Genomic DNA, 22,983 nt, shown 5'->3' with positions numbered 1-22,983 from the left:
CTATAGAAAAAACCTTTAGAACTAAACTTTAGATAAAGCGCTTAATGATTTATTTAAAGGCCGGTAAAGCCAGTGAATAAAGGTATGCTTAGTTTAGTAATGCAATTTTGGGTTAAAAGGAGATAGAGCTATATGAGGCATAATCTCCTTTTCTAAAAAGCAAAAACCTCCTATTTCGGGAGGTTTTTGTGGTTTTGATATTAGGCTAAATCAAAATCTAATTAATAGATGAATGTTGGGTTGGGTTCTATCGCAATTTTATCAACCCATTAACCGATTTGATTTTTGCTGAATTTGTATAATTCGCATTGGATAATTTTAGCTCCTTGCCAACGAATTTTTCCTGAAGCGCATAGTCAAACTCCTTATCTACCTCGATATTTCCAACAATAGTATTGGCCTGAATGCTGGAATTTAAAACCGGGATTTCTATATTCCCGCTTACAGTATTCAAAGCTAATACTCCTTCAAAATTTTCTATATAAATATCTCCACTAAACAAATCTGTAGTAAGTTCACCCGTGAAATATGGTGAACTAATATTTGCGGTAATACTTGAAACCGCTAGTTTTATATGTTTTGGTACCTGGATTTGATATATGAATTCGTGGTCTAAATTATTGGTATACAATAAGCCGCCTTCTATTTGCAACTCATTATCCTGAAAAGCTTGAAAAACCTCCTGAGTATTTGAACTAATATTAATTTCCCCGGTCTCTTCGCTTATTTCCAGATCTATCATCTCTGTATAATGTTCGTGGGAGGTTTTAAGCCAGGCTTTCAGCTTTATTTTGGCTTCATCGGTCACAGTTAATTCGATCTCGCTGGCGAATTTCAGATTTAAATTTACCTGCTCTCCGGAATAATCGATCTCTTTTTCAATTAGTTTTTGAGCTTGCAAGCTTAAAGACAGGCATAACAGGCAAAGCGTAAAAATTGTTTTCATTTGAATTGGTTTTATGAGGCCCACGGCCCATTCTACCAAAAAGACGAAGCATAAATTGTGATGTTGCAACTTCTGGGAAAAACACTAATTTTTCTGAATTACTAAAATAAGTTTATAAGATATTTATTCTATTATTTTAAAATTCTCAACCGCTTTGCCTTCAAGCTGGTTCTTCCAACTCTCAAGCAGTGGCCTTTCCAATTCAGGCTCCCTGTATTCATCGGGGTTCATAATTGGAATTCCTTTTACAATCGGATATATCCTTTTACATTGAGAACAGGTGAAAAATCCTTCAAGAATCTTTTCATCGGTGTCCTTAGTAATTATCTTGAGTTTAAGGTCAGCCTTGTCGAAAGGGCAACATAGTTTTTCTGTTGTTTTTAATCTCATAGTCTATTTTGATTTATTTTATTCAAGTAATTCTGAACGGCCTTCCTGGGATTTTCTGCATTCATGATTCCAGAGATCACCGCTATTCCCTCATATTCTAAATTGGCCAGATTTTGTATGTTTTCTGGACTTATACCTCCTGCAAGAAATATAGGAATTGAATAAGATTCCCTGGCCTTCTTAATAGTATCGAATTCAACCAGCTCACAACTATTACTCGTAGCAGAAGGAAATACCGAGCAAAATGAGATATAATCAAGGTTGTGATCCTGTGCCCAGGCAACCCATTCCAAATTATTATTACAGGTGAGGCCCGCGTAAAATGCTCTATTTACCTGTTTTCGAATAGCCTCAATATTTGCTGGTATTTCATCGAAATGAATCCCATCAAGCGAGGACTTACTCAAGCATTCCCATCGGTTATTAATGAGTACAGGAACCTTTTTGGAATGACAAAGTTTACAGACCTTTTCTACAAGAGCAAGGATGTCCTGGTCTTTCATAAAATTATCCCAGATCTGTACAGCTACGATAGTTTCATGTAAAGCCTTCTCCATTCGTGACAGGAGTGTTTTTTCTTCCATAGAAGGGTCTATAACCAGGTAGACACCTCCCTTCTGTATTTTATATTTCATTTCCATCCCAAATTAGAGGCTTTAAAAAAGGCTTCCCAATATGGATCTGTCTCGTAATATTTCATTTTTGTATGCTGGCCATTGACAACCAGGTTTATCCCACCATCGAATGGAATAAATTTTCCCACCTGGGCACAGGTAATATTCTGTTTTCCTAAACTTTCAATAATTTCTCTCTCATTTCCGGGTGTACAGGAAATAATCATAGAACCCGCCCCGACACAAAAGCGTGAGTCCAGATCAAATATATCGCAAACCTGCTTCTGGATGTCTTGTATTGGAAGCAGTTCATCATGCACCTGGGCGCCATTGTTGGAGGCTACCGCCATTTCATAGATTGCACCAAGCACCCCGCCCTCAGTCACATCGTGCATGGCAGTAATTTTATCTGCATTCCCATTCATAACGGTCAGAGCTTCTTTTAAAGAACTGGTGTGATAGAAGCTCTCACAGGCCTGCCAATAGATATCTATGCCTGCCTTATTTTTTACCGTTTCAGGAAAACTCATTGCCAGAATGGCGGCCGATGAGATTGCACAGGATTTAGTCACCAGTATTGAATCTCCCACATTCGCATTCTTTGAAAGCTTCATACTGCTTTTGGGAGCCAGGCTTACAAGAGTACCACCACCGGCTATGGTTGAATTTTGACCATCGATGAAACCGGTATGACCACCGGTAATCGCAATTCCGATATCTTCACAGATATTATGAATATGGTTCCAGTATAATTTAAAGTCTGATTTAGAAAAGCTGGCTGGAAGGTTGAGCACAAACTGGCCATACATAGGCGCAAAGCCAGTGGTAGCCATATCGTTGGTCATAAGATGCACAGATAGCCAGGCAGATTCTTCAAGACCCAGCCCGGGAATTAATGATAAAGGATCACTGGTCATAGCCAAAGTCATCTCCCCGGGAAGTTCAACCAGGGATACATCTTGTCCAAAACCGGGTCCCAGTTTTACTTCATCTCGTTTAAAGCCCGACTTTTGTTTAATAAAACCATCGACCAGATTACGCTCTATTTTTCCAAGATTTTCACCCATTAGTCCACATCGTTAAATTGAACATATAGACCGAAGAAATCCCCAATTGGAACATTCCATTGCTGTACCGGAAACCATTTGGGAAGACCCGTACATTTCCAACGTATTGTATAATTTCTACCTTGCAGAGCTTCCTGAATTATAGCAGTAAGTTTTTGAGGTGTATAAAAAGTTGCGGTTAGATAAAAGGGATTTTTTCCGAAGATTTCCTGTATTCTTCTGCGAGCCACTTTGGGAGAATTCCGGTTCATCATTCCCATCGCTATTCCATATTTCCCTACCCTGGCCGCTTCGCGTATCACTCTAACGGGGTCTTTATAATATTCAAAAGTGGTAATAAAAGCCAGGCAATCAAAACTGTGATCTTTAAAGGGCATGTGATGTGAATCGGCCATGACTAAATCGCCATTAAAAAGATGGATGGCCTGAGAGAGCATTAAAGGCGAAATATCACCTCCCGTAGCCTCAATACCTATTTCCTGCCACCAACGGGTAAACCGGGTAGTTCCACAACCAAATTCGAGAAGGCTTTGCACTCTAGAATCTGCAGATACCAGATCTTTCATTATTTTTTTCTGCCAGACCTCGGCGCGTTTATAACGCCCTTCGTACCACTGTTCATAGGTATCTGTATGCTGACGATTAAAGAACCATTCAGGTCGGTTTTGCCAGGTCTGCTGACTTTGAGGAATAAGATTTTTTTGAGATTCTTTTATTTCCATAGTATCGAATTAAAAAATGAAACTTCATTTTAGGATAAGACAACGGAAATAAAACAGAAAATAGGTCTTTTGGCCGGCATCCCTACGTTGGCATTATCCAAATCAGGTCTCGGGTATATTCTCAGCCACTCTTTAGATGGCACCCCGTGCGTTATGTTGCACAAACCTAGTTAAATTTTAACTCACTATCAATTTTATATAAAATTTAGTTATTGGTCTTTTAAATAATTTAAAGGATGGGCACAACCCATATAACAAACATTTCTAATCCAATAAGTATAGATGCATCTTCTAACAAGCTTAGTTCTTGCAGGCTCTTTAATTAGTTTAAATCTATACTATATAGCCCCGTTTGGTGCAGCTTAACTACCCCCAGAACCATCTTACTTTCGAATAGAACTTTAATTTATATAAAAAAAGGAGCAACAGCTTGTTCAAAATATTAGATGTAAAACAATGACTTGAGGTAAACCGCTATTTCTGGCCAGGGCTTAAGTAGGTAGTCAATACATCTAATAGCACCTATTTAAATTAATCAAAAGACTTTAATTAAACCGTAATCAGCTATAGATCAAAAAATATTCTTAGCTTTCAGAGATAAAAAAAGAGACTTAATTTCACTTAGTCTCTTTTTTCAAATGATATCATTTACCATATTCTACTTTCATCCAATCATAAGGTTTCCGGGCTACCCATTGACCTCTTGTAAAATCTGGAAAGTCCTGGGGCTCTCCATTATTCTCGATTGAAGCTTCAGACAAAGGAGTTATTGCGCTCCAGGCAGCTGCATCATAGGCATCAATTGGTGGAGCTACATTTTCGAGAGCAGATTCAACAAAAGCTTTCATTACAAAGTAATCCATCCCACCATGCCCGGCACCGTCAGCTTTTTCACCATATTTTTGCCACACCGGGTGATCGTATTTTTTGAGCCACTCCTCTGAATCGCCCCAGGTATGCGGCTTTGATTTTCCTTCTATATAAATACGGTCTCCATCTTTTTCCCAAAGTCCATTTGCCCCCTGTACTCTAAAACCAAGTGAGTAAGGCCTGGGTAGATTAGTATCGTGAGTTACAATTATGGTCTCTCCGTTTGCACATTCGATCATAGAGGTTATCACATCGCCTTGCTTGAATTTAATTTTCGCATTGGGATGATCGGGACCCCCATGATTTACCACATAATTATGAAGACCTACTGCTTTTGTCGCATTTGCTGTCATGCTGGTAAAGCGATTACCCCGGTTGATATCGGCCATAGCTGCAATAGGTCCTACCCCGTGTGTGGGATATGTATCTGCATTGCGCAGAACAGAATGCCTTGTTCTCCAGCGCGCTTCAGAAAGGCCCTTTTCACCAAATTCAACACCACCTCCATAAGGCTGCTTTCCGTCGTTAAATTTTACTTCACGTAAATCATGTTGATATCCACATCGATAATGGAGCATTTCTCCAAAAACATTTTGTCTTACCATATTTAAAACGGCTAAAACGTCCCTTCTAAAATTCACATTTTCTAAAAACATCATGTGAGTACCAGTTGCCTCGTGGGTGTTTACAAGATCCCAACACTCTTCGATGGTTTGAGAGGCTGAGACTTCGAGACCTGAATAAACTCCTGCTTTCATAGCCGACACGGCCATTTTTGTATGCCATAACCAGGGGGTTGAAATTACAACCGCCTCAACTGCTGGAGAGTCCAGCAGATTAAGATAATCGTTCTCATTTTTATCAAAAACCAGGGGTTTTTTTCGATTATCTTTTTGAATAAGATCCAGCGCTAATTCAATTCTTTTAGGATCAATATCACAAATGGCCGTAATCTCGGTATCCTCACGATGAATTGCATTAACCAGATGATTGGTTCCCCGAAGTCCTACCCCAATAAAGGCTATTTTTAAACGATCTTTTGAGGGTTTCCGATTATAAGGAAACACGAGATTAGGAGCTAGCGTCACACCTGTACCTACAATTGCTGATGTTTTGATGAAATTTCTTCTTGAGTTCATAGGATATAATATTGACTATGGTTTTTACAATTAAGGATTAAATTTTAATAAGTGAATTATTCTTATACAGGTACCAAAGCAATAGATAAAGAATTGCAAACCCACCAAGTACTGTAATGCTTTCATAATATTCTTTAAAAAATTGCTTTAATCCAAAAAGAAGCTGGTCTGCTATACCAGAAAAATTGATGACGTGCGATAGAACATAGGCAACTATCGCATTTGAGCCTATAATTTTGAATGGTAGGATCCAACTCTTTTGTTTTTTGATATCAATAACCCAAAAAAATAGTGCCAACATTAATGTGCAGATCCCTGAGGTGATAAGAACAAAAGTTGAGGTCCAGATCTTTTTTATAAACGGATGTATGGCGTTTAAAAAGATTCCCATTATAAGAAGTAGGCCTCCGTACAGAATCAGGTTTTTTAGTCGCTTTTCTAAGTGGGCATTTTCCTTAATAAATTCTCCCGCAAACAATCCGGATAAGGTAGTCGCTACAAAGCCCAGAGAGGACAGCACCCAGGTATACTGTAAACCATCATCAAATTTTCCGAAAATTAAGCGGTCGACATATATCGCGAGATTTATTTCAGGTTCAACTACACCCATAGCGTGGCCGTGAACAGGAATAAATTCGAGTAATAGCACATATATAATCAAGCAAACTGCAAAAAATACATACCGGCTAATTCTGGATAGGTGTATATAGGTTAGAGTACTAAAAACATAGCCTACCGCAATAGCCTGTAGGGTGTTGCTAAAAATTTTAAATGAGTTCAAATCAAATTCTAAAAGGTTCCCTTGCACAATCCATCCTAAAACAAATAAAATTAAAAATCGTCTTAAGACATGAAGGTTAAGAAGCCTGCGGGATAATTGACCAGTTTTCAGTCTTGAATCTATCGAGAACGGAATTACGACTCCTACCAGAAATAAAAACAAAGGCATAATGATGTCGTAGAAATGAAATCCGTACCAATCGGGGTGTGAAAATTGAGTGGCTAAAAAACCAGTAAATCTTATCCCGGCCGCTACATCTAAATGATAAAAGAATTTGTCTGCCACAATGATCATTAACATATCAAAACCTCTTAGGACATCAATAGAATCTAATCTATCCTTTTTTTTAATCATTAAGTGCTTCTATAAGTCTTTAAAAGATAAAACGCTTAAAGGTTACAGTTCAATAACTACAAAAGAGTCGTCGTCGGGGAAATTTGCCACTGCAGACCAGCCTTCAGTTAGTTCTGTAAATGCGAGCCCTATACTATCGCCTACACTACCAAATTGAGATTTGGGCATTGAAAACTCAAGCGCATGTGTATTCGCATCTATAACGATTAGATCGGAAACCGTAAGATTGGAACCTGAACCTGGTATGGCTGCCCAACCCCAACCGCCGTTAGGATCTATATGCTGGTAAAATGCCCCCCAACCATTGCTTACAAAGGGTCCCTCAAACAGGAAGTCGGCACCTGAGGAGGCAGGCCAGTTTGAATGTAAAAATCCTGAAGAGGCATCTCCATCAGAATTTATAAACATATCTACAATAGCCATATTCATAGTGGTATTCCCTTCAAGGTACACGTTGATCTTTTCACCCCTGGCCCAAACCTTCATCTTTTGCATGGAACCTTTGGTAGGATCTGGACTCTCATATGCATAGTCTACATCATTCCAATCATCAAATCCACCATCTATTTTAATATCTATAATAATTATTTCGGGAGCCTGAATAGTCTTTGATATAAAATCTTCCTGCCCATTTTCATTAATTGCAGTTAAGGAGACTGTCAACTCTCCTCCAATATCATAGGTATAGACCGGGTTTTCTTCATCGCCGTAGAACTTTAAATCTCCAAAATCCCATCGATATGAAGTCGCATTTTGCGATAAGTTAGTAAACGAGAAGGTGCTTCCATCGTTAGAGAAAGAGAAATCAGCCACGGGCATTAGTTCTGTTGCACCATCATCATCGCTGGCACAGCTATAATAAGAGATAAAACTCAACAAAATCAAGCATTTAATTAGTGTTTTCATAGTATTACGTATAAAATTATTGTATTTCCAGATTATGCTTTAAATCATTTATACCAACTGTATCATCCCAGGTATTAACATTGGCCAAACGAATGTTATAGGCTAAAATATCTTTTAAGTTATCTGCTTCATCTTTTATTGCCAAATAAAGCTTATAAGATCCTGCAGGTATTCCGGAAACAGAAATAGAATCTGAGAAATCTAGAGAACCGTCAGGTACTATACGCCTAAGGTCAATATTCAGAGGTTTCTCGTAGGTTTCGTTCCCTGTTTGTGATTTGAATACCAGGAAGACATCTTTACTGAGGTAGACCGGTGCAAATCCATCATTATTAAAACTCAATTCCAAATCTAAAGAAGCTGAAACTGAAAGGCTTTTAGGAAGTTTTGCTTTACTTAGAGACAATCTATAGCCCAATTTACGTTCAAAATTCTCAAAGCAACCCGAATTTCTCCAACCATTTAAGACGGGTCCATAATAGTCTAAATTTAAATATGTCCATTTTAAAAGACTCATTTCCTGCTCTGCCGTTGTGCAGCTGGCTAAAGGTATTCCAGATGGCGGGCAAGTCTCTCCTCCCGTAGGCACAAAATATGCTTCATCACTAATGTATTTTTTTTCTTCTGAAACATTGTCGTAAGTACCATAATCTGAAGTACTGGCCATAAAACAATCATTATGAAAACCAACCCGGGCTATATCTGAATTACCATAACCCACATTCCCATCGATGGCCTGAGTATATTCAAAAATCTCACGTTTAAATTTTGGTCTACGAAGCTGAATTTGTACACTCTCTGGAAAGGTATTCAGCAATTTGTTAACCACACGCCGCTTGTTTTCGAGTGTCGTTAAATTGTTGCTCGATGCGTGCCATTCTCCCCAGGCACCAATAAAACCAGCCTGCACGAAAGGGATGATGTCTGAATTTGAGATCACTACATCTTTGAGCTGGTCGAGATGTTGCTCTACAATCTCAATAGGAGCGTCTTCACCATCCATTTGATTAGTATAAGCAAAACGCAGAATGCTTTTTAAACCTGCCTTACGAATGCGATTGAAATCTTCTGCTATTAAATCAAGCTCGGCCTGACTAAGTGGTGAATCTTTGAATTTATCGAAATAATAGACTCTAAGAATCAAAGTCACTTTTTCATTCTTTAAAGAATTAAGCATATTTTGAGATAAAGCCTCACCCTCAGACATGACACTATAAGTGTGCATAAAACCTCTATCAGGATTTGATATTACCTCTGTAGAAACTTCATAATTTATTTCTGCAATATTCTCATCAATTTTCTCGAATTCTCCTTGATTTGCATCATCTCCTCCCTGGCAACCACCTGCAAGCATCAGAAATGCAATCAAGCAAATGGCCACCTCTTTTGTTATTATGTTATAGCCTTTCGTTTTCATTATATTAGTTATAACCTGGATTCTGAATAAACGCTCCTTTACCTTCGCTTATTCGAGCTAAAGAAAAAGGAAAGACTGTTTTGTATGGTGCACTTTGGCAGGCCACACCATTTAATTCGTTGCAACGTTCTACAAACTTTCCATGCCTTATAAGATCTGAACGATACTGACCATTTTCACACCAGTATTCATGAGAGCGCTCTAATAAAACTAAATCATTAAAGCTTTGCAGGTCAGGGTATTGAGCCAGGGTCACCTCGCTTATTTGAGCGCGTCGCCTAATGATATTGATCAGATCAATGGCTTCCTGATTAGGACTTCCAGATTTATTCGCTATCGCTTCAGCCTTTGATAAGATGACATCTGCATAACGATACATAATTATATCTACCGTAGTTAATGCCGTAGTACGATCCAAATCCTGATTTATCTTGAGTGGGAGAGGCCCCAATTGCATTCGGTTACCCGGATTCTCACGATTATAGGTTACACCGTCGGTACCGGTATACTCTGCGATGAGATTTGTTTTCCGAATATCAGATTCTTCAAAAGAGTCATAGAAATACCACGAACTTTGAATTGTTCCAAATCCGCTTTTCCCTGGGAAATTATTAGGTAAAACCATGAGCTGCCATTGGTTTTCACTGGTACCGGCATAGTCGGCAGGAATTGCCCAAATCACTTCTTTACTGTCGATAGGCGCATCAACATCCCATAGCCCTACGTAATCTTCTTCAAGTTCAAAATAATTCATATCCATTATGGCATTGGCCTGTGCTTCCACATCGGCCCAACGTTTTTCGTGTAAATAAAGTCTTATTAGCAACATACGAGCTGTAGCATTACTAAACCTTCCATAATTGGCTTCCTCGGGGCCCGGCAAGTCTGCTGCTGCAGCTAACAGGTCTGCTTCAATAAAACTTACCATTTCATCGTTGCTCAATCTGGATAAAGGGGCTTCTTCTAAAGGATTCAGCAACACTTCAAGAGGGGCTACTACTATAGGGCCATAAAAATCGAATAATTCATAAGCCAATATTCCACGGGCACAACGTATTTCGGCAATGGCACGCTGCTTTGCAGTTTCTGGAACAGATGACTTTTCGATTAAATCAATATTCAAGGTCATATTGCTAATCTGATTGTAAAACACGTCATAGAAGCGAGTAACACCAAAGGTCGAGGGGTTCCAACTATGCAGTGTTGCCTCTTGTTGAATACCATAAGGTCCCTGTATAATTTCGGTAGTTGCATCAGAAATGAACATGATCCCATTCTCAGAGGTTGTATGAATACCATCACCATATGAGCCACGAAGCGGATAGTAGGATGCAAAAACCAAAGCATCTACATCGGCTTCTGAAGCAGGAAATATACTTGGATTAATTTCATCAAAATTTACAGGATCTAAAACGTCGTCACAGCTAATAGTCAAGGTGCTGAGAATACATAATAAATAGATATATGTTTTTTTCATAATTATTTTTGTTTAAAATTTAATATCCAAACCTAAAGTAAAAGTTCTAACATTTGGGTATGCTGCAGTATAGGCATCGGTCTCAGGGTCGATACCCTGGTAAGGAGTGATTACAAATAAATTGGTGCCATCAAGCCTAAGGGAGGCACTATCCAATAAGTTGCCAAACCATTGCTTTGGCAGGCGGTATCCAAGAGATGCATATTGCAATCTTATAAACCAGGCATCCTGAAGGAAAAAATCTCCAGAGCCATATCTGGAAAATCCAAAATGTGAGGCTGGTCTTGTGGTCGATGGATTTTCAGGAGTCCAGCGTTCATTCACACTTCTTAAGGCATTTCTACCATTCACTCCCACGCCAAAAGCGCTTACGCCGTAAGTAAAATCGGTAAGGTCTGTAATTTGGCGGCCAAACATTCCATTAAATTGAAGATTAAGTTCAAAATTTTTATAGGTTAGGATATTCACTAATCCAGCAGTTACATCTGGATCGGTGGAGCCAAGCATCACTATGTCAGCCTCATCTATGATTCCGTCTGGTTCACCAGTTCTAATAAATCTCCCGTTTTCATCAACCACTGGATTACCGGCTTCGTCACGTTCAAAACCATTAAGATCTTTGATTTTAATCATACCAGGAAATATATCGGGTTGAGCCGGCACCTCTTCCCCAACCTGCATAATCCCATCTGCTATGTAAGAATAGCGGGCACGTATGGGGTCTGTATCGCTTTGAAAAACAGCTGGCCTAAAATCTGGAGCACGTTCTTTCCAATTGTTTCTATAAGTAGAGAACGTGAATATGGTTTTCCAATTAAAATTAGAAGTATTAATGTTATTGGTATTCAAAGTAAATTCAAAACCTCTCCCTTCTGTAGTGCCTACATTGGCTAGTACCTGACCAATAGGGTTGTACGAATTTATAGGCTTCATTTGCAGCAAGTCTGAGACTTCTCTGTAATAAAATTCAAGACTTCCGTTTACTCTGTTTTTCCAGAGTCCAAAGTCAAGGCCCAGGTTGGCCTCGGTGGTTGTTTCCCATTTTAAATCAGGATTGGCAAGTCTCAAGGGAAAAACCCCAGTTAGCACAGATTCATCTGGCCCCAAATATGCTGGTCCGGCTCTTAGCGCTGCAAAAGCATTACCAGTGAGACCACTTGAATTACCGGTCTTTCCATAACTTGCACGTAGTTTTAACTGAGAGAGTGTTTCCCGCAGGGGCTGCATAAAGGATTCTTCAGAAATCTTCCAACCAAATGCCGCCGAAGGGAAAAATCCATACTGATTATTTTCGGCAAATACACTTGCGCCATCTCTTCTCAAGGTTCCGGTAAAAATATACTTGTCGTTTAAGATATAATTTAATCTTGTGAAATATGAGATGAAACCGTACTCACCGTTAAACGATGACACGATAGGCCTGTTAGCTCCGGTTCCAAGATTATTCGCTAAAAATGCATCGGTTATAAAATTAGATGCTGTAGCACTAGAGCCTTCAGATCTAAATTTCTGCCTTGAAAACCCAAGAAGCAAGGTTAATTGATGCTTTTCTGCATATATATCATCATAGGTTAAAGTAAGATCTACCAGATCGTCATTTTTCTTTTGATTAGCTATATCTGCGCGACCATTCTCTAAGGCTCCTGCAAAGACAGTAGTTGGCAAGTATGCCCTTCTATCACTAAAACCCTGATCTATACCATATTGACCTCGAAACAGGATTTTATCAATAGGTCTAAACTCAACATAAAAATTGGCTAAAGTTCTGTCTACAGTTCCGTTGTCTGTGATATTTAACAATGAAAACGGGTTTGGTTCAACTGCGCTATCTGGATTAAGGGGATAATTGCCATCTTCATCTATAGCCTCAATATGGGGCCCCTGCTGTATCGCTGCTCGAATAATCCCTGAGTTTTCAAACCCATCAATTCCTGATTGTGATAATTCACGCGTAGACAATTGAGAATTATTATTATTGATTTTACTTTTTGTAAGGTTCAAACCAACTTTCAGATACTCATTAACTTCCTGATCGAGATTAAATCGAAGCGATACCCGGTCGAATGCCGATTTCTTTATTATACCTTTGTTTTCAAATAAGTTTCCTGAAAGAAAGTACTTGGTCTTTGCACTTCCTCCTCTAAGAGAGATATTATGTTGCTGAATACCACCATCACGGGTTACTAACCCCAACCAGTCAGTACCCGACCCACTGTTACGAATGTCTTCATCTGAATAAAACCTTCTAAACTCAACCCCATTAACAGGATTTGCAATGGCTTCTTCCAGGGTTCGGTCACTATAAGGAAAAACCCGGTTCATAAAGGCCCAATTTTCGAAGGCCGCCTCGTTACGCAGTTGCTTCCATTCTTTGAGTTCAAAAACATCATAATCCTCTTCATCATAGGCCTGATAGGAATAAAAACCGGAATAGTTTACCTGAACATCTCCTTCAACACCTTTTTTAGTCGTGATTAAAATCACTCCATTTGCTGCCCGGGCTCCATAAATTGCTGTGGCACTGGCATCTTTAAGCACTTCTATAGACTCTATATCATTGGGATTGAATGAATTTAGAATTCCCTGAGTACCCCCGCTATAGCGGTTACTGTTAGAAGGCTGCCCAAAATTATTTTCATCCAATGGGAAACCATCGACGACCACCAAAGGTTGATTACTGGCATTTACCGAAGCAGCGCCTCGAATAACGATATCAAGACCTCCGCCAGGCTGCGCACTGTTTTGTGTAATTTGCAAACCTGCAGCTCTTCCCTGCAAAACCTGGCCTACAGAAGGCGCAGTTGAAAGCACAAGCTCTTCACCCTTAACCGAAGATATAGCCCCCACCAAATCACTTTTTTTCTGGGTTCCATAACCCACCAACATTACTTCATCTAACTCAGATGTGGCGCCACTTAAGGAGATCGATATAGATGACCGACCATCTACAGCGACTCTTTGAGTTTCAAAGCCTACGTAACTGAATATTAATACTCCATCACCCGGTACAGAAATTTCAAAATTTCCATCAAAATCTGTTAGTACTCCTACATTTGAATCCTCAACTCGAACGTTAACACCCGGTATGGGAATACTGGAATCTGCATCAGTAACAGTACCGCTTACTTGAATATTCTGAGCAACTAAAGCACCACAACAGCAAAAGATAAGCGCCAGCATAAAAAATGTTTTAATCATAATAGTCTATTTTAAAGGATTTATTGATGAAAACAGTTGAAATATTTCTTTGAATTATTACTTAAAACCTAAAAGTCCTGCTAATATATTAATTTTATATTAAAAAGGAAATATTTCGAAATTATTTTCTTTCGTTTTCTTTTTAATAAAAATTTGTTTCAAGTAGGATTTCTAGGCTCCTATTATGTATTTGCCAGTATTATGATTATTTTCAACCTTTATTTTAAAGCTTTACAATTTGAGTTCTATTTTTTTCAGAATAAAAAAGAACTATTTTTAAAATAGAACAAAAAAAAACACGGCTAATGGCCGTGTTTTTGAGAGCTATCCAAAAAAATAATCACTAAAAAATAACTTCTTTAATTCTACCCCAAAGCTTAAATAAAACAAATGCTGCAACTAAAGTCAGCAGACTCGTTATGGTAGCCAGTGTAGACCAGCCGTATATCCAATAACCTGTAGCAAACAGCGCTCCATAGACCACGATAAGTCCTGCAAGGGTTGCAGCTATTCCTGCAGGAACATTCCACTTGGCCTCACGGGCGTGCATAGAAATTTGCTCACTGCTTGCCCGGTTAACAACCCGCGACCACCCGGGACCGCCGGGACGAATTTTTTCATAAAATCGAAAAAGCACAGCATTGTCTTCTGGTTTTCCAAGAAAGGTAACAGCAAGCCAGGAAATGGTTGTAATTACCACCACGAAAGGATAAGTCATATATCCAGGCATCAAGCCTTCAACCGCCAGTTTTGAAACCGCTTCTTCCCCCCCGAACAAGTACAACCCGGTATCGGTAAAATTTAGAATAATACTAATCAAACCCGAAACAAACATAGCAGTGATCTCACTCCAGGCATTAATACGCCACCAAAACCAACGAAGTATAAAAATGAGCCCTGTTCCTGCACCAAACATTAAAATAATATTGAAAAGCTGCAGCGCGTTATTTAGAACCAGGGCGAGGGCTGCTGAAATTACCATTAGCACCACGGTTGATATACGACCTACATTTACTAACTCTTTTTGCGAAGCATTCACGTTGATTTGCTGTACATAAAAATCATTGACAACATATGATGAACCCCAATTCAAATGGGTAGATATTGTCGACATATAAGCCGCAATCAATGAAGTAAGTACAATCCCCAGCAGCCCGTTTGGTAATTTGGTGAGCATTGCAGAATAAGCCAGATCGTGACCCAGCTTCCCTTCTGCCACATTTGGAAAGGCCCTGTGAATACTGGCAATGTCGGGATATACTACCAATGAAGCCAAAGCCACCAAAATCCAAGGCCAGGGTCTTAACGCATAGTGTAAGATATTAAAGAAAAAAGTTGCGCCTATCGCATGATTTTCATTTTTGGCTGCGAGCATACGCTGTGCGATATACCCTCCTCCTCCTGGTTCTGCTCCCGGGTACCACGCACTCCACCATTGTACAGCCAGAGGAATAATCAATAAGGTTATCAAAGTGTTGGTATTCTTTATATCCGGTAAGATATTCAGTTTTTGAGAAACTTGCTCGTGACTTAATAATTTAGCAATTCCGCCAACCTCAGGGATATTAATAAGATAATATGCCGCGCCTATCCCCCCGGCCATGGCTACAAAAAAAAGAATAAAATCGGTATAAATCACCCCTTTAAAACCACCTACAGTACTAAAAACCACTGTAACCAAGCCCGCTATCCCTACTACTGCTATTGGGCTGAGACCCAGCATTACCTGCCCTATCTTAATCGCCGCAAGTGTTACCGCGCTCATAGCCAGTACATTAAAAATCACTCCAAGGTAAATAGACCTGAATGCTCTTAAAAATCGAGCGGGTTTACCTCCATAACGAAGCTCGTAAAATTCAATGTCTGTTGCTACCCCAGAGCGACGCCAGAGTTTGGCATAAATAAAAACAGTAAGCAAACCAGTAATTAAAAATGTCCACCAAACCCAGTTGCCTGAAACACCCTGATTTCGCACAATGTCTGTTACTAAGTTAGGGGTATCTGTAGAAAAGGTTGTAGCCACCATAGAAACACCCAGAAGCCACCAGGGCATTGTACGACCAGACAAAAAATACTCAGACGAATTTTTACCAGATTTTTTAGACACATAAAATCCAATACCCAGCGTAATTGCAAAAAAACCGAATATAAAGAGATAGTCTAAAGCATTTAAATCAATCATAGTAGAAATTTTGTTAAGTTTTTAAAAGGGCAGATGTTTTATTAGAAAACAGTTAAGGCAAAGACATTTATCAAATCTTAGCTAATAGGTAAGTAAAGTTATTTTCGTTGCCTTACTGTAAATTAAATTTAATTCAAAAGAACAAATTAAAATTAAATATCAAAAGTAAATGTAAGAAAATAAAAATATCGAAAGATTTTTTTGTTTCGTTTTATTTTTATTTCTTTGAATCATTAATCAATCCTAAATTAAGTTGAGATTTTGAAAAACTCCAACCCAAGTTTAGAAACTAGCAGGTTTTCTTAAAATTTATGAATATTAGAACACAAAATAATATTAAGAACAGTAATACCTATAAGGAGATTTTTGCCCAACCTGAACTATGGTTAGAGGTCTACACCTTAATAGTCGGTCAAAAAGCGAAACTCCAAAAGTTTCTCGAGCCTATTTTAGCTCAAAAAAACCTGCGCATTATACTAACAGGCGCAGGATCCTCAGCATTTATTGGAGAAGCGGCACAAGGTATAATTCAGCAACAAACGGGAGTTTTAACACAAGCCATTGCTACAACCGACCTTGTTACTCATCCTGAACACGCATTGCTTAAAGATCATCCCACCCTGGCTGTCTCTTTCGCAAGGTCAGGAAATAGTCCCGAAAGCTTAGAAGCTATTCGATTACTAGACTCTCACTGTGACACAATTCATCATTTATTAATCACCTGTAACAAGGAAGGTGAAGTTGCAGCCTACGGACGGGAAAACCAAAACTCTTATAGCCTAATTTTACCCGAGCGCAGTAATGACAAGGGTCTGGCGATGACAGGAAGTTTTACATCAATGCTGTTAAGCGGCCTGGTAATTTTTGACCTCAAGCATTTGCAGATTAAAGAGAAGCTCGTATCGAAAATAGCCCAGGAGGCGAAGGAAATACTAAAAGAAGCAGAAGATCTGCAACGAATAGCTTCACTCAATTTCAACCGCGCCATATTCTTAGGCTCTGGACCGGCATTGGGCATCGCCCGTGAATGTCATCTTAAGCTCCAGGAGCTAACAGATGGACAGGTAATTTGCAAGCATGATTCATTTTTAGGATTTAGACATGGCCCTAGAGTTGTGGCCGACGAAGATGCTTTATTGATTTATCTAACCGCAGACGACCAGCACACCAAATTATATGAAAATGATCTAATCAAAAGTATTGCACAAGATGCGCGGGAAATCCCATCAATTTGCATAGGCTGTGACAGCCATAAGGATCTTCGAAATACAATCGCCTCAATAGGCAAGACCCAGCCTGATACAAAAGGTTTGTATATATTACCTTATACACTCATTGGCCAGTTATTAGGATTTTTTAAGTCTGTACAATTAGGTCTAAATCCCGACAATCCCTCTATCAGTGGAGCCATTAGCCGTGTTGTAGAAGGTGTAATCATTTATGAGTAAACCATGATTCTTTGTGTATGTCCCAACCCCTCAATTGACACCTATGCCTGGATCCCCAGATTGGTGCCAGGTGAGGCTAACCGTATAAGCCGCACTAAGGCTTATGCAGGCGGTAAAGCCATTCATGTGGCTTTGGCGTTAAAAGAATTGGGAGCAGTTTGTAAAGTTTTAGGCATTTGGGCGGGCAGCAAGGGTGACTGGATTCGCAATGAGCTTCAGAGAAGAGGTATTGAAAGTACAGGAATATTTCTTCAGGAAGAAAACCGGTCTTGTTATACCTTTAGATCTGATGATCCAAACACTACCAACACCGAACTACTTACCCCAGGGCCTCATTTAAAACTTTCAGACTGGAAAGCTTTCTTGAAAATATATACCGAAGAAATTCAAACAGTAGAATATGTCAATATTAGCGGATCTCTACCTGATGGAGCCCCTGAAGATGGATATTTACAGTTAGCAAAACTAGCTAACTACTACAAAAAACACCTTATAGCAGATGCCTCTGGCTTACAGCTAAAGAATTTGACCACAACCTCTTTTTTCGGCTTGCACATCAATCAGCACGAGGCTTATGAACTATCTAACTCGGAAAGTTTAAATAATATCACTTCTTTACTCTCAGAAAAAGTAAAGCTTATAGCTCTTACCCTGGGTAAAGAAGGTTTATATTTATATAAAGATCAAAAAATTATTCATGCTAATGTTTCCATAAGCGAAGTAAAGAGCACCGTGGGAAGTGGAGATTGCCTAACTGCAGGTTTACTTTATGCCCTATCCCTTGAGTGTTCTGATTCAGATATTGCCAGATATGCGGTTGCTTGTGGTGCTGCAAATTGCCTGCATGAAGATTTAGGCTTGCTTCTCCAAAAGGATGTAATGCAATTATTACCCCAGGTGACTTTAAAAACAACTTATGAAACAGCCTAAAAAAATACTGGTAATAGGCGAGCTTAATGTCGATATTTTATTAAATGGCATTCAGGGCTTTCCTCAAATGGGAAAGGAAATTCTTGCAGACACTATGAAGGTCGTCCTGGGAAGTTCTTCGGCCATTTTTGCCGCAAATGCTGCCGCCCTTGGGGCTTCGGTAAGTTTTTGTGGAAAGGTTGGGCAGGACGACTATGGCAAACTTTGCGTGCAAAGCTTAACCGATATGCAGGTAGACACCCGTTACATTTCGATTTCACCTAAAAAAAATACGGGAGCAACTCTAATTTTAAACTACGAGCAGGACCGGGCCAATATCACATATTGCGGAGCGATGGCAGAATTTATCATAAATGATATTCCATGGGATCATATTGCCGATTTTGACCATGTTCATCTTTCCAATTTTTTCGTTCAGGAAGGTATTCGGGACCATATTATCCCGATTTTTAAAAAATTAAAATCCTGTGGGGTTTCCACCTCTTTAGACATCCAGTGGGATGTTTTGGAGCGTTGGGATTTCGATTATAAGAATTGTTTAGCCTATGTCGACTTTTTTTTACCTAACGAAAGTGAGTTAGTGGCCTTAACCGGTACAGAAACAGTAGAACAAGCTATTACAGAAATCAAAAAATACAGCAAATACCTGGCTCTTAAAATGGGGAATGAGGGCAGTTTAGGGGTACACCAACAAGAATTTATTAAAACTGAAGCCTTCTGCCCCGAAAAATTTGTAGATGCTATCGGTGCCGGAGATTCTTTTAATGCAGGCTTTATCACCCATTTTTTAGAAACACAAAATTTTAAAGAAAGTCTTATAAGGGGCAACCTTATGGGAGCCGCCAATACAACCGCTACAGGTGGTACTCAAGCCTTCACCGATAAAAACAACTTACTCCAGGTGTTGAACAAACTTAAAAATGCCGAAAATGAAATTAGCTGACAGATTATTAAAATACACCGAGGCCAAGCGCGGCCTTTTAGCCACCAATTTTTACAATCTTGAAACTTTACAGGGAGTTTTACAAGCCGCTTCTAATCTTGGCGAACCCATAATTTTACAGCTTACCCAAAGCTCTATAGACTATATGGGACTTAATACCGCAGTTGCTCTGGGGCGAGCCGCTTTAAAGGAATATGAAGTAGAAGGTTATATTCACCTTGATCACGGCGGTTCTGTAGATTTAGCTCAACGCTGTTTAGATGCCGGCTTTGATTCGGTTATGATAGATGGCAGCGAATTAGCATTTGATGAAAACATCAAAATTACAAAAGAGGTCGTTAAACGCGCCAGGGCATATGACGCCCACGTAGAGGCCGAACTTGGCTTTGTTGCAAAATTGGGGCAACAACACGGTTCACAAGGCTTCACACAGCCCGAAGAGGCAAAATCATTTGTAGAAGCAACCGGGGTAGATGCACTTGCCATTGCCATAGGAACCGCACATGGCTTTTACAAAGAAGAGCCCAAATTAGATCTCGATCTTTTAGAGCGTATTGCAGCCGTGACCCCCGCAACTTTGGTCTTACACGGGAGCAGTGGAGTGCCGCATACACAGGTACAGGCAGCAATCACACGGGGTATTTGTAAAGTGAATCTGGCTACTGAAATTAAAAATATCTTTATGTCAACCTTACAGCAAAATCTTGCTTCTACTGAAGAAATTGATTTGCGCAAGGTATTTCCACCGGCAACGGCAGAAATCACCAGATTGGTTAGCGAAAAATTAAAGATGATAAAAAATGAAGATTATGCAAAGGCCATTCATTGATGCACACGTACATCTAAATACCACTACTAAAGCAAAATTGAAATTGGCCAGGGATTATGATGCCTATTTCGTTTCCATCAATACAGATATACCTTTTTTTGATAGTTTGGAGAAACAGCAGTCTATAATTCAGGAGTTAAATACAATTGACAAAAGAAGTTTCTTTATCACCTCCTTTGATATAGAGCATTGGAATACCGAAAAATGGATTCCCCACGCCTTAGAGCAAATTAAACAGGGAATAGCACAAGGTGCAAAAGCTGTCAAAATCTGGAAGAATATAGGAATGGACCCGCGAGTTAAGAATAAGGAAGGGAATTTTGTTCTATTAGATGATTCCCGGTTCGACCCTATATTTCAATATTTGAGTGACAATGATATTCTACTTATAAATCACCAGGGAGAGCCCCGCAATTGCTGGCTCCCTCTAGAACAAATGACGGTCCTGTCTGATCGCGCTTATTTCGAGGAGCATCCAGAATACCATATGTATAAGAACCGGGAATACCCATCCTATGAAGCTCATATGACTGCCAGAGACACTGTTTTAGAGCGGTATCCCGATCTTAACTATGTAGGCCTTCATTTGTTTAGCATGGAATGGAGCTTAGATGAAGTAGCTAAACGACTGGACAAATTTCCAAAATCAAAAACAGATTTAGCCGAGCGGATTTGTCACGTACAGTTGCAGGGCATGAAAAATCGGGAAAAAGTAAGAGATTTTTTTATAGCCTATCAGGATCGAATAATTTACGGCACAGATGTGATAGATGATGGAAATATGACAGCTGAGGAAGTTGCTTCTAAGTTTGAATATTTATGGAACTACCATTGGACCTATTTTGCAACCGACAATTGGATGGAAGCTCGAGAATTTGAAGGAAAATTTCAAGGTCTTAAATTACCCGAAGAAGTTCTTTATAAGATCTTTTTTCGAAACGCAGTTGATACCTATAATTTAGACCTTCCTCTCAAATAAAATGTTTCAATTTTTTAATAGTTTCGGTTTAAAGAGCGTAGAATGTCTTCGCTCTTTTTTATTTTCATTATAAAAAATAAGAAATTGCAAATTGATAAGCTATCACAAGTACTTTTAGTATCAAAATTAGTCAAATGAAAAAAACCGCATATCGTAGATCACGTATCCTTGAAGAGTTAGATACTAATGGTCAGGTAAATGTTAATGAATTGAGTGCTGCCCTTGGAGTGAGTGAAGTCACCATACGCAATGATCTGGATAAACTTGAGAAAAATAATTTACTTGTTAGAGCCCATGGTGGTGCTTTTAAACCTAACAATGCCGCCCTCCCTGTTACCGAGAAAAAAAAGATAAATCTTGACATCAAGCGGCGTATAGGAAAAAAAGCCATTTCACTTATAAATGAAGAAGATAGTATTATTCTTGATTCGGGAACTACAACTTTTGAGATCACCAATAACCTGGGAGGCTTCGAAAGACTAACTGTAATTAGCAATGCTCTTGATATTGTTAACAATCTGGCGCAGTATAAAAACCTAGAAGTTTTTATGCCTGGCGGCTACTTAAAGGAATTTTCGATGTCGTTGGTAGGTCCTATGGCTGAGCGTAATCTAAGACAATTATATTGTAATAAACTTTTTTTGGGTGTTGATGGTATAAAAACCGGTCATGGTATTTTCACACATCATATGGAAGAGGCTTATTTAAATCAACTCATGATTGAAATAGCAGAAGAAGTTATTGTGGTGGCAGACAGTTCAAAATTCGAAAAGTCGGGTCTTGCCTTTATCTGTAGTTTTGATAAGGTAAACACCATTATCACCGATGATGGCATGCCCCTGGCCAAGCGCGAAGAATTGCGCAAAAACAATGTTAATATTATTATCGCCTAAAAATCACTAGTTTCGATCGCGTTAAAATGTTGAAAGTAATTAAAAAGTCTGCTCCAGGAGTAAAAAAGATGAAGAATCGTGAATTGCTTTCAGCCTCTAACCGCAGGGAGTATTTTTAAACAGAAAGCCCCCCAACCCCCGAAGGGGGCTTTCCTGGGAATAATTTTGAAAGCCTGTAATTTTTAGTCTGTAGTTGGTTGTCCTACAGTTTGTATATTATTGACTCAAAGCACAACAAACTTATACCTATTTTGGGATTCCATCAACACTATCCAGTTGGAAAAGCGAGGTTGTGAATTGCTTTCAGAAATGCCAGGGCATTCACGACTTCCAAAATAAAAAATAGAATCCAGGAGTAATTGTATTTTTAATCAGGAGGCCCCCCAACCCCCGAAGGGGGCTTTCCTGGGAGTAATTTTGAAAGCCTGTAATTTTTAGTTTGTAGTTGGTTGTCCTACAGTTTGTATATTATTGACTCAAAGCACAACAAACTTATACCTATTTTGGGATTCCATCAACACTATCCAGTTGGAAAAGCGAGGTTGTGAATTGCTTTCAGAAATGCCAGAGCATTCACGACTTCCAAAATAAAAAATAGAATCCAGGAGTAATTGTATTTTTAATCAGGAGGCCCCCCAACCCCCGAAGGGGGCTTTCCTGGGAGTAATTTTGAAAGCCTGTAATTTTTAGTTTGTAGTTGGTTGTCCTACAGTTTGTATATTATTGACTCAAAGCACAACAAACTTATACCTATTTTGGGATTCCATCAACACTATCTAGTTGGTAAAGCGAGGTTGTGAATTGCTTTCAGAAATGCCAGGGCATTCACGACTTCCAAAATAAAAAATAGAATCCAGGAGTAATTGTATTTTTAATCAGGAGGCCCCCCAACCCCCGA

General features: G+C 39.2%; 18 protein-coding genes and 1 riboswitch. Of the genes, 6 read left to right on the top strand and 12 right to left on the bottom strand.

What is annotated here, in order from left to right:
• Positions 1–247: 247 nt before the first annotated feature.
• From ACW6QP_RS01925 to ACW6QP_RS01870, 12 genes are all read right to left on the bottom strand, one after another.
• On the bottom strand, positions 248–946 hold the full coding sequence (locus ACW6QP_RS01925) for a hypothetical protein (protein WP_457909142.1): 699 nt from the start codon (positions 944–946) through the stop codon (positions 248–250).
• 123 nt (positions 947–1,069) lie between these two features.
• A complete protein-coding gene (locus ACW6QP_RS01920; RefSeq protein WP_457909141.1) occupies positions 1,070–1,336 on the bottom strand; it encodes a Trm112 family protein in 267 nt (88 codons plus the stop codon).
• Entirely contained in the window at positions 1,333–1,971 is a 639-nt protein-coding gene (locus ACW6QP_RS01915; protein WP_457909140.1) for a thiamine phosphate synthase, read from the bottom strand. The genes ACW6QP_RS01920 and ACW6QP_RS01915 overlap by 4 nt, the downstream gene beginning before the upstream one ends.
• Positions 1,968–3,017 carry an AIR synthase-related protein gene (locus tag ACW6QP_RS01910; RefSeq protein ID WP_457909139.1) on the bottom strand — a complete coding sequence of 350 codons (1,050 nt, stop codon included), beginning with the start codon at positions 3,015–3,017 and terminating at the stop codon, positions 1,968–1,970. The genes ACW6QP_RS01915 and ACW6QP_RS01910 overlap by 4 nt, the downstream gene beginning before the upstream one ends.
• Positions 3,017–3,739: a class I SAM-dependent methyltransferase gene (locus ACW6QP_RS01905; RefSeq protein ID WP_457909138.1), complete on the bottom strand. Its 723-nt coding sequence runs from the start codon at positions 3,737–3,739 to the stop codon at positions 3,017–3,019. Before ACW6QP_RS01905 ends, ACW6QP_RS01910 begins: the two co-directional genes overlap by 1 nt.
• A 62-nt stretch (positions 3,740–3,801) precedes the next feature.
• Positions 3,802–3,896: riboswitch (TPP riboswitch) on the bottom strand.
• A 487-nt stretch (positions 3,897–4,383) separates the two neighbouring features.
• A complete protein-coding gene (locus ACW6QP_RS01900) occupies positions 4,384–5,748 on the bottom strand; it encodes a Gfo/Idh/MocA family protein (RefSeq protein WP_457909137.1) in 1,365 nt (454 codons plus the stop codon).
• A gap of 37 nt (positions 5,749–5,785) precedes the next feature.
• Entirely contained in the window at positions 5,786–6,883 is a 1,098-nt protein-coding gene (locus ACW6QP_RS01895) for an acyltransferase family protein (RefSeq protein ID WP_457909136.1), read from the bottom strand.
• Between the two features lie 42 nt (positions 6,884–6,925).
• Complete coding sequence (locus ACW6QP_RS01890; protein WP_457909135.1) at positions 6,926–7,789, bottom strand: PKD domain-containing protein; 864 nt, start codon at positions 7,787–7,789, stop codon at positions 6,926–6,928.
• 16 nt (positions 7,790–7,805) lie between these two features.
• Positions 7,806–9,206 (bottom strand): DUF4832 domain-containing protein, encoded by a 1,401-nt coding sequence (locus tag ACW6QP_RS01885; protein ID WP_457909134.1) that lies wholly within the window; start codon positions 9,204–9,206, stop codon positions 7,806–7,808.
• 4 nt (positions 9,207–9,210) lie between these two features.
• On the bottom strand, positions 9,211–10,683 hold the full coding sequence (locus ACW6QP_RS01880) for a RagB/SusD family nutrient uptake outer membrane protein (protein ID WP_457909133.1): 1,473 nt from the start codon (positions 10,681–10,683) through the stop codon (positions 9,211–9,213).
• Positions 10,684–10,695: 12 nt separating this feature from the next.
• Positions 10,696–13,881, bottom strand: a complete 3,186-nt coding sequence (locus ACW6QP_RS01875; RefSeq protein WP_457909132.1) for a SusC/RagA family TonB-linked outer membrane protein — start codon at positions 13,879–13,881, stop codon at positions 10,696–10,698.
• A 343-nt stretch (positions 13,882–14,224) separates the two neighbouring features.
• On the bottom strand, positions 14,225–16,063 hold the full coding sequence (locus ACW6QP_RS01870; RefSeq protein ID WP_457909131.1) for a sodium:solute symporter family protein: 1,839 nt from the start codon (positions 16,061–16,063) through the stop codon (positions 14,225–14,227).
• A gap of 311 nt (positions 16,064–16,374) precedes the next feature.
• Between ACW6QP_RS01870 and ACW6QP_RS01865 the strand changes: the two genes are divergently transcribed.
• From ACW6QP_RS01865 to agaR, 6 genes are all read left to right on the top strand, one after another.
• Positions 16,375–17,511 (top strand): SIS domain-containing protein, encoded by a 1,137-nt coding sequence (locus ACW6QP_RS01865; RefSeq protein ID WP_457909130.1) that lies wholly within the window; start codon positions 16,375–16,377, stop codon positions 17,509–17,511.
• Positions 17,512–17,514: 3 nt separating this feature from the next.
• Positions 17,515–18,441: a 1-phosphofructokinase family hexose kinase gene (locus tag ACW6QP_RS01860; protein WP_457909129.1), complete on the top strand. Its 927-nt coding sequence runs from the start codon at positions 17,515–17,517 to the stop codon at positions 18,439–18,441.
• The gene (locus ACW6QP_RS01855) at positions 18,428–19,384 is read left to right on the top strand and encodes a carbohydrate kinase family protein (RefSeq protein ID WP_457909128.1); all 957 of its coding nucleotides are present in this window, start codon (positions 18,428–18,430) and stop codon (positions 19,382–19,384) included. The genes ACW6QP_RS01860 and ACW6QP_RS01855 overlap by 14 nt, the downstream gene beginning before the upstream one ends.
• Positions 19,371–20,213, top strand: a complete 843-nt coding sequence (locus ACW6QP_RS01850; RefSeq protein WP_457909127.1) for a class II fructose-bisphosphate aldolase — start codon at positions 19,371–19,373, stop codon at positions 20,211–20,213. The genes ACW6QP_RS01855 and ACW6QP_RS01850 overlap by 14 nt, the downstream gene beginning before the upstream one ends.
• Entirely contained in the window at positions 20,194–21,192 is a 999-nt protein-coding gene (locus tag ACW6QP_RS01845) for an amidohydrolase family protein (RefSeq protein WP_457909126.1), read from the top strand. Before ACW6QP_RS01850 ends, ACW6QP_RS01845 begins: the two co-directional genes overlap by 20 nt.
• Before the next feature lie 134 nt (positions 21,193–21,326).
• Complete coding sequence (agaR, locus tag ACW6QP_RS01840) at positions 21,327–22,085, top strand: transcriptional repressor AgaR (RefSeq protein ID WP_457909125.1); 759 nt, start codon at positions 21,327–21,329, stop codon at positions 22,083–22,085.
• Positions 22,086–22,983: the final 898 nt, after the last annotated feature.

The organism is Salegentibacter haimaensis (assembly GCF_054121495.1).
The sequence above is the reverse complement of the archived record's forward strand: the minus strand, read 5'-3'. Positions and strand labels throughout refer to the sequence as shown.

Coding starts and splice junctions, on each gene's coding strand:
- ACW6QP_RS01925 (WP_457909142.1), bottom strand. CDS start 946: ATGAAAACAATTTTTACGCTTTGCCTGTTATGCCTGTCTTTAAGCTTG.
- ACW6QP_RS01920 (WP_457909141.1), bottom strand. CDS start 1,336: ATGAGATTAAAAACAACAGAAAAACTATGTTGCCCTTTCGACAAGGCT.
- ACW6QP_RS01915 (WP_457909140.1), bottom strand. CDS start 1,971: ATGAAATATAAAATACAGAAGGGAGGTGTCTACCTGGTTATAGACCCT.
- ACW6QP_RS01910 (WP_457909139.1), bottom strand. CDS start 3,017: ATGGGTGAAAATCTTGGAAAAATAGAGCGTAATCTGGTCGATGGTTTT.
- ACW6QP_RS01905 (WP_457909138.1), bottom strand. CDS start 3,739: ATGGAAATAAAAGAATCTCAAAAAAATCTTATTCCTCAAAGTCAGCAG.
- ACW6QP_RS01900 (WP_457909137.1), bottom strand. CDS start 5,748: ATGAACTCAAGAAGAAATTTCATCAAAACATCAGCAATTGTAGGTACA.
- ACW6QP_RS01895 (WP_457909136.1), bottom strand. CDS start 6,883: ATGATTAAAAAAAAGGATAGATTAGATTCTATTGATGTCCTAAGAGGT.
- ACW6QP_RS01890 (WP_457909135.1), bottom strand. CDS start 7,789: ATGAAAACACTAATTAAATGCTTGATTTTGTTGAGTTTTATCTCTTAT.
- ACW6QP_RS01885 (WP_457909134.1), bottom strand. CDS start 9,206: ATGAAAACGAAAGGCTATAACATAATAACAAAAGAGGTGGCCATTTGC.
- ACW6QP_RS01880 (WP_457909133.1), bottom strand. CDS start 10,683: ATGAAAAAAACATATATCTATTTATTATGTATTCTCAGCACCTTGACT.
- ACW6QP_RS01875 (WP_457909132.1), bottom strand. CDS start 13,881: ATGATTAAAACATTTTTTATGCTGGCGCTTATCTTTTGCTGTTGTGGT.
- ACW6QP_RS01870 (WP_457909131.1), bottom strand. CDS start 16,063: ATGATTGATTTAAATGCTTTAGACTATCTCTTTATATTCGGTTTTTTT.
- ACW6QP_RS01865 (WP_457909130.1), top strand. CDS start 16,375: ATGAATATTAGAACACAAAATAATATTAAGAACAGTAATACCTATAAG.
- ACW6QP_RS01860 (WP_457909129.1), top strand. CDS start 17,515: ATGATTCTTTGTGTATGTCCCAACCCCTCAATTGACACCTATGCCTGG.
- ACW6QP_RS01855 (WP_457909128.1), top strand. CDS start 18,428: ATGAAACAGCCTAAAAAAATACTGGTAATAGGCGAGCTTAATGTCGAT.
- ACW6QP_RS01850 (WP_457909127.1), top strand. CDS start 19,371: ATGAAATTAGCTGACAGATTATTAAAATACACCGAGGCCAAGCGCGGC.
- ACW6QP_RS01845 (WP_457909126.1), top strand. CDS start 20,194: ATGCAAAGGCCATTCATTGATGCACACGTACATCTAAATACCACTACT.
- agaR (WP_457909125.1), top strand. CDS start 21,327: ATGAAAAAAACCGCATATCGTAGATCACGTATCCTTGAAGAGTTAGAT.